Source organism: Streptomyces sp. NPDC015661 (genome assembly GCF_043077765.1).
Lineage (GTDB): Bacteria > Actinomycetota > Actinomycetes > Streptomycetales > Streptomycetaceae > Streptomyces.
Genome location: NZ_JBIBST010000007.1, coordinates 553,092 through 559,379, shown reverse-complemented (window position 1 = coordinate 559,379; position 6,288 = coordinate 553,092). Strand labels below are relative to the sequence as shown.

Annotated in this window: 8 protein-coding genes; 6 read left to right on the top strand and 2 right to left on the bottom strand. The window is 73.5% G+C overall.

Features of this window, described 5'->3' with window-relative positions; all coding sequences use genetic code 11:
- Both ACF07V_RS21970 and alc read left to right on the top strand, forming a co-directional pair.
- A partial coding sequence (locus ACF07V_RS21970; protein WP_392156404.1) for an amidohydrolase family protein occupies positions 1-453 on the top strand: 453 nt, incomplete at its 5' end.
- Between the two features lies 1 nt (position 454).
- Positions 455-1,570 (top strand): allantoicase, encoded by a 1,116-nt coding sequence (alc, locus tag ACF07V_RS21965; protein WP_383666805.1) that lies wholly within the window; start codon positions 455-457, stop codon positions 1,568-1,570.
- Positions 1,571-1,678: 108 nt separating this feature from the next.
- Here alc and ACF07V_RS21960 read toward each other — a convergent pair whose 3' ends face one another.
- A complete protein-coding gene (locus tag ACF07V_RS21960) occupies positions 1,679-2,419 on the bottom strand; it encodes an SDR family NAD(P)-dependent oxidoreductase (RefSeq protein ID WP_392156402.1) in 741 nt (246 codons plus the stop codon).
- Positions 2,420-2,597: 178 nt separating this feature from the next.
- On the opposite strand from ACF07V_RS21960, the gene ACF07V_RS21955 reads away from it, so the two are divergent.
- From ACF07V_RS21955 to ACF07V_RS21945, 3 genes are all read left to right on the top strand, one after another.
- Positions 2,598-3,206, top strand: coding sequence for a dihydrofolate reductase family protein (locus ACF07V_RS21955; RefSeq protein WP_392156401.1), 609 nt, complete (start codon positions 2,598-2,600; stop codon positions 3,204-3,206).
- 114 nt (positions 3,207-3,320) lie between these two features.
- On the top strand, positions 3,321-4,247 hold the full coding sequence (locus tag ACF07V_RS21950) for a DMT family transporter (RefSeq protein ID WP_392156400.1): 927 nt from the start codon (positions 3,321-3,323) through the stop codon (positions 4,245-4,247).
- An 11-nt stretch (positions 4,248-4,258) separates the two neighbouring features.
- Positions 4,259-4,618: a hypothetical protein gene (locus ACF07V_RS21945; protein ID WP_392156399.1), complete on the top strand. Its 360-nt coding sequence runs from the start codon at positions 4,259-4,261 to the stop codon at positions 4,616-4,618.
- A gap of 68 nt (positions 4,619-4,686) precedes the next feature.
- Here the strand turns inward: ACF07V_RS21945 and ACF07V_RS21940 are convergent, their stop codons facing one another.
- Positions 4,687-4,908, bottom strand: coding sequence for a hypothetical protein (locus tag ACF07V_RS21940; protein WP_392156397.1), 222 nt, complete (start codon positions 4,906-4,908; stop codon positions 4,687-4,689).
- 146 nt (positions 4,909-5,054) lie between these two features.
- On the opposite strand from ACF07V_RS21940, the gene ACF07V_RS21935 reads away from it, so the two are divergent.
- The gene (locus ACF07V_RS21935) at positions 5,055-6,266 is read left to right on the top strand and encodes a histidine kinase (protein ID WP_392156395.1); all 1,212 of its coding nucleotides are present in this window, start codon (positions 5,055-5,057) and stop codon (positions 6,264-6,266) included.
- Positions 6,267-6,288 lie beyond the last annotated feature (22 nt).

The following is a 6,288-nucleotide window of genomic DNA, read 5'->3' as shown; positions in this document are numbered from 1 at the left end:
CTGTGGCAGGGGCTGGCGGACGGCACGATCGACTGCATCGTCTCCGACCACTCGCCGTCCACCGCCGACCTGAAGACCCCGGACTTCGCCTCCGCGTGGGGCGGCATCTCCTCGCTCCAGCTCGGCCTGCCGGCGATCTGGACCGAGGCCCGCCGCCGTGGCCACTCGCTGGAGGACGTGGTGCGCTGGATGTCCCAGGGTCCGGCCCGGCTCGCGGGGCTGTCCCGCAAGGGCGCGATCGAGGCCGGCCGGGACGCCGACTTCGCGGTCCTCGCCCCGGACGCGACCTTCACCGTCGACCCGGCCGACCTGCAGCACCGCAACCGGATCACCGCCTACGCGGGCAAGACCCTGCACGGCGTCGTCACCTCCACCTGGCTGCGTGGAGAACGGATCGCCGACCACGGCACCCTCGCCGAGCCCTCCGGCCGACTCCTCGAAAGGAACAACTGACGTGTCGTCCATACCCAGCTTTACCGGTGACGCCAGCCCCTACGGCGGCGGCGACCCGTACGCCGACTACCGGACGGCCGACTTCCCCTTCACCCAGTACGCGGACCTCGCGGACCGGCGTCTGGGCGCGGGTGTCATCGCCGCCAACGACGAGTTCTTCGCCGAGCGCGAGAACCTGCTGAAGCCCGAGGCCGCCGAGTTCGACCCCGAGCACTTCGGCCACAAGGGCAAGATCATGGACGGCTGGGAGACCCGCCGCCGCCGCGGTGTCTCCGCCCAGCAGCCGCACCCCACCGAGGACGACCACGACTGGGCCCTCGTACGCCTCGGCGCCCCCGGCGTCGTCCGCGGCATCGTCCTCGACACCGCCCACTTCCGCGGCAACTACCCGCAGGCCGTCTCCGTCGAGGCCACCTCCGTGGCCGGCTCGCCCTCGCCCGAGGAGCTCCTCGCCGACGACGTGAAGTGGACGACGCTCGTCCCGCGCACCGCGGTCGGCGGCCACGCCGCCAACGGCTTCGCCGTCGACGTCGAGCAGCGCTTCACGCACCTGCGCGTCAACCAGCACCCGGACGGCGGCATCGCCCGCCTCCGCGTCTACGGCGAGGTCGCCCCCGACCCGGCGTGGCTGGGCGTCCTCGGCACCTTCGACCTCGCGGCCCTGGAGAACGGCGGCCAGGTCGAGGACGCCTCGGACCGCTTCTACTCCCCGGCCACCAACACCATCCAGCCGGGCCGCTCCCGCAAGATGGACGACGGCTGGGAGACCCGCCGCCGCCGTGACAAGGGCAACGACTGGATCCGCTACGGCCTGGTCGCCGAGTCCGAGATCCGCGCCGTCGAGATCGACACCGCCTACCTCAAGGGCAACAGCGCCGGCTGGGCCGCCCTCTCCGTCGCGGCCGAGGGCTCGGAGGAGTGGACCGAGATCCTGCCCCGGACCCGCCTCCAGCCCGACACCAACCACCGGTTCGTGCTCGACACCCCGGCGGTCGGCTCCCGCGTCCGGATCGACATCTACCCGGACGGCGGCATCTCCCGCCTCCGACTCTTCGGCTCCCTCACGGAGGCCGGCACGGCGCGCCTGACCGCCCGCCACCAGGAGCTCGGCGGCTGACGCTGCCGGCTCCCCCGAACTGGGCGGGTACGACACCCCGCCCGGCCCGCGAGGGCGCACCGACCCGACAGCACCGGTGCGCCCTCGCGCCTCTTTCCCCTCGCGCGGTTACGCGGCGTGCCCGCCGTCCACAGAGAACTCCGCGCCCGTCACGTACCGCCCGCCGGGTCCCGCGAGGAAGGCGACCATCGCCGCCACCTCGTCCGGGGTGCCGAAGCGGCCGAGCGCCGTCATGGCCGCCTGCCCCTCCGCGTACGGCCCGTCCGCCGGGTTCATGTCGGTGTCGACGGGGCCGGGATGGACGATGTTCGCCGTGATGCCGCGCCCGCCCAGCTCCCGCGCGAGCGCCTTCGTCAGGCCGATCAGCGCCGCCTTGCTCATCGTGTAGAGGGTCCCGCCGGGGCCCGGCACCCGCTGGGTCATGCAGGTGCCGATCGTGACGATCCTGCCCCCCTCGGCGAAGCGCGCGGCCGCCGCCTGCGAGGCGAGGAAGGCCGCCCGGACGTTCACCGCGAGGACCCGGTCCACGTCCGCGAGGGACAGCGACTCCAGCGGGCCGAGGACGCCCGCGCCGACGTTGTTCACCAGGACGTCGAGGCGCCCGAGGGCGTCCGCCGCCCACTCCACCGCGCCCGCCGCGTCCCCGGCGTCGGCGGCGTCGGCCCGCAGCGGCAGTGCCTTGCGGCCGGCCGCCTCGATCCGCGCCGCGACCTCCTTTGCCCGGGCCTCGTCCTGGACGTAGGTGAAGGCCACATCGGCGCCCTCCCGGGCCAGCCGCACCGCCGTCGCCGCGCCGATCCCCCGGCTGCCACCCGTCACCAGAACCGCCGTGCCGTTCATCGTGGACATCCCGAAACCTCCGTGAGAAGTACTAAGTGGTTGCGGGTTCAATGAAAGTCGGCGGGGGCCCGGGGCGCTGGCGGGAATCGGACGCCGACCCGAGCACCGCTCACCGATGAGTTCGGCCCGGCGGCGCGGTCTGAGCTTCCGAGACACGATGGTCCGGAGAACAGAAAGGGCACCCACCATGGCCACCCTCAGCCTCACCCAGTTCCTCACCCTCGACGGCGTCATCCAGGCCCCCGGCGGCCCCGACGAGGACCGCAGCAGCGGTTTCGAGCACGGCGGCTGGTCCGTGCCGTACGGCGACGAGGACTTCGGACAGCGCATCACCGAGATCTTCGCCCGCCCGACCGCCTTCCTCCTCGGCCGCCACACGTACGACATCTTCGCGGGCTACTGGCCCAAGCACACCGACCCCAGCGACCCCGTGGCCTCCAAGCTCAACGCCCTCCCCAAGTACGTCGCCACCACCACCCTCACCTCGGCGGACTGGGAGAACACCACCCTGCTCCGGGGTGACGTCGTCGAGGAGGTCGCCGCCCTCAAGGAGCGGACCGACGGCGAGATCCAGATGCACGGCAGCGCCGGCCTCGCCCGCACCCTCCTCGACCACGACCTCATCGACACCCTCCATCTGCACGTCTTCCCCGTGGTCCTGGGCACCGGCCGCCGCCTCTTCACCGAAGGGGTCCGCCCCACCGCCTTCCGCCTCACCGACGCGCGCACCACCGGCACGGGCGTCGCCCTCCACACCTACGAACTGGCCGGCCGCCCCACCTACGGCAGCTACTGATCCCGGCCGCAGGAAAGGTGTAGCCGCCACGGGCCCGCCCGGGTACGGTGATCGCTCCGAGTGCGAGCCGTCGAAGTCTCCACCCCGCCGCAAGAGTTGGAGAACCGGCCCGCGATGTCGTCGATTGCCGCACCCGTACCCCTCGGAGCCCCCCGCCGCGCCTGGCTCACCGACCTGCCCGTCCTGCTCGTCGCCGTCGTCTGGGGCGCCAGCTACCTCGCGGCCAAGGGCATCACCACCGGCCACACCGTCATCGCGGTCCTCGTGCTGCGGTTCGCCGTGGTGCTGCCCGTCCTCGTCGCCGCGGGGTGGCGCCGGCTCCAGGCCCTGAGCGCGGCCCAGTGGCGCGGCGCCGCGACCCTCGGGCTGATCCTCAGCGGGATCTTCCTCCTGGAGACGTACGGCGTCGTCCACACCTCCGCCACCAACGCGGGCCTGATCATCAGCCTCACCATGATCTTCACCCCGCTCGCGGAGGCCGCCGTCACCCGCGTGCGGCCTCCGCGGGCCTTCCTCGCCGCCGCAGCGCTCTCCGTCGCCGGTGTCGTCCTGCTGACCCAGGGCGGCGGGTTCACCACTCCGTCGCTCGGCGATCTGCTCATGCTGCTCGCCGCCCTCGCCCGTACCGTGCACGTCCTGGCCATGTCCCGGATCAAGGCGGTCCGCTCGGCCGACTCGCTCTCCCTCACCACGGTCCAGCTCGGCTCCGCCGTCGCCGTGTTCGCCGTCATCGCCGCCGTCCCCGGCACCGGCGCCTCGCCCTGGGCGGTGGCCCTCGACTTCGGTCCGCGCGAGTGGGCCGGGCTCCTCTTCCTCTCCGTCTTCTGCACGCTCTTCGCCTTCTTCGTCCAGATGTGGGCCGTCCGCCGCACCTCGCCGTCCCGCGTGAGCCTCCTCCTCGGCACGGAGCCGCTCTGGGCCGCCGCCGCGGGCATCGCCCTCGCCGGCGACCGCCCCGGCGTCCTCGGCCTCGTGGGCGCGATCCTCGTTCTCGCGGGCACCAGTTGGGGCCGCCGCACGGCCGACCAGGACGCCCGGTAGGTTCTCCGACCATGCGTTCACTGCCGTACGACATCGACTTCCGCGCCCGGGCCCGCCGCACCCAGGGATGGGGACTCGGGCTCCTCGCCGTGGCCGCGCTCCTGTGGATCTGGCTCGCCGTGCTCCTCTTCACGCCCTACCAGAGCGGCGAGTACAGCCGCGAGTGCACCTCCCGGTTCACCAGCGAGTACCTCCACGACAACGACAGCCGCTGCGTCGAGGAGCGTGACTGGCCCGAACTCCTCGCCGTTCTCGGCGCGTCCGTGCCCGTCGGCGTCGTCGGCGCCGTCCTCTACACCAGCGGCTCCGTCTCCCACCGCATGGCCGAGCACCTCGCCGAGGTCACCCGCCTCAACGACGCGAGCGCCTGACCCGACCCGGACCCGCCTCGACGACGCCGGCGCCTGACCCGATCCGGAAGGCGCCGGAAGCCCCGGCCTCAGTCCTTCACCATGCGGCTCGCCCCCATCGCGAGCGCCAGGCCGACGACCGCGATCACGACGTTCGCGAACAGCTCCCGGCCCTCCAGGAACCCCACGTTCTCCGTGAGGATCCGGGTCAGGCCCATGAAGGGGAACCAGCCGCCCGTCAGCTCGCGGATCACCCCGGCCACGCCGGCCACGAGCAGCAGCACCCCGAGGCCCTCAAGAAATTTCTTCATGATCCGATCGTGTCGGGGAGGGCCGGCCGGCCGCGTCCGCCACTCGTCTACGGCGGCCGATACCAAAGTATCGACCTGAGCGACTCCGGTATCCCGACGGCCCGCACACCCGTTGCACCACCCCCGGCCTGCGTACATTTGCGGACATGACTCGCACGGACCGGCAGCGCTGGCTGCTCCCCTCCCACCTGGTCGAACCGGGCGGGAGCGGGGCCGGCCGGCCCCGCCGTACCGTCCGCGACTGGATCGTGGACACCTCGCTGTTCCTGCTCGCCGCCCTCGTCGGCCTCCTCGCCGCCGACACCAGCGCGCAGTACACCAGCGAGACCGTCACCCTCCTCGACCAGCTCGCCGGCGCCGCCGCCTGCTGCGCCCTCTGGACGCGCCGCCGCCGGCCGGTCGGGCTCGCGGTCGCCCTGTCCGTGGTGAACATCGTCGCCCCCGTCGCCGCGGGCGCCCTCCTCGTGAGCCTGTTCAGCGTCGCCGTGCGCCGGCCCTTCCGCGAGGTCGCCTGGATCGTGGCGTTCGCCGTCGCCACCTCCACCGCCCAGGTCTTCGTCCGCCCCGACCCCACCACCAACGCCGGGCTCTCCATCGCCCTCGGCTTCGTCCTCATCCTTCTCGTCACGGCCTGGGGCATGCTCGTCCGCTCCCGGCGCCAGCTCGTCGAAGCCCTCAGGGAACGGGCCCGCCGCGCCGAGGACGAGGCCGAGCTGCGCGCCGCCCAGGCCCAGCGGCTCGCCCGCGAGGCCATCGCCCGCGAGATGCACGACGTGCTCGCCCACCGCCTCACCCTGCTCAGCGTGCACGCCGGAGCCCTGGAGTTCCGGCCGGACGCCCCGCCCGAGCAGATCGCCCGCGCCGCCGGAGTCATCCGCGACAGCGCCCACGAAGCCCTCCAGGACCTCCGCGAGATCATCGGCGTCCTGCGCGCGCCCGGCGAGAACGGCGACGGCGACCGGCCCCAGCCCACCCTCGCCACCCTCGACTCGCTGGTCGAGGAGTCCCGCGAGGCCGGTACGGAGGTCGTCCTCGACTCCACCGTCGACGACCCTGCCGCCGTGCCCGCCGCCACCGGCCGCACCGTCTACCGCATCGCGCAGGAGGGCCTCACCAACGCCCGCAAGCACGCCCCCGGTACGACGGTCACCGTCACCGTCCGGGGCCGCCCCGGCGAAGGCCTCACCGTCGACGTCCGCAACCCGGCCCCCGCGGGCCCGGTCCCGCACGTCCCCGGCTCCGGCCAGGGCCTCATCGGCCTCACCGAACGCGCCGCCCTCGCCGGCGGCCGGATGGAACACGGCCCGGAGCCCGACGGCGGATTCGCCCTCCACGCCTGGCTGCCGTGGCCGCCGTGAGCTTCCCGCCGATGCCGCCGCT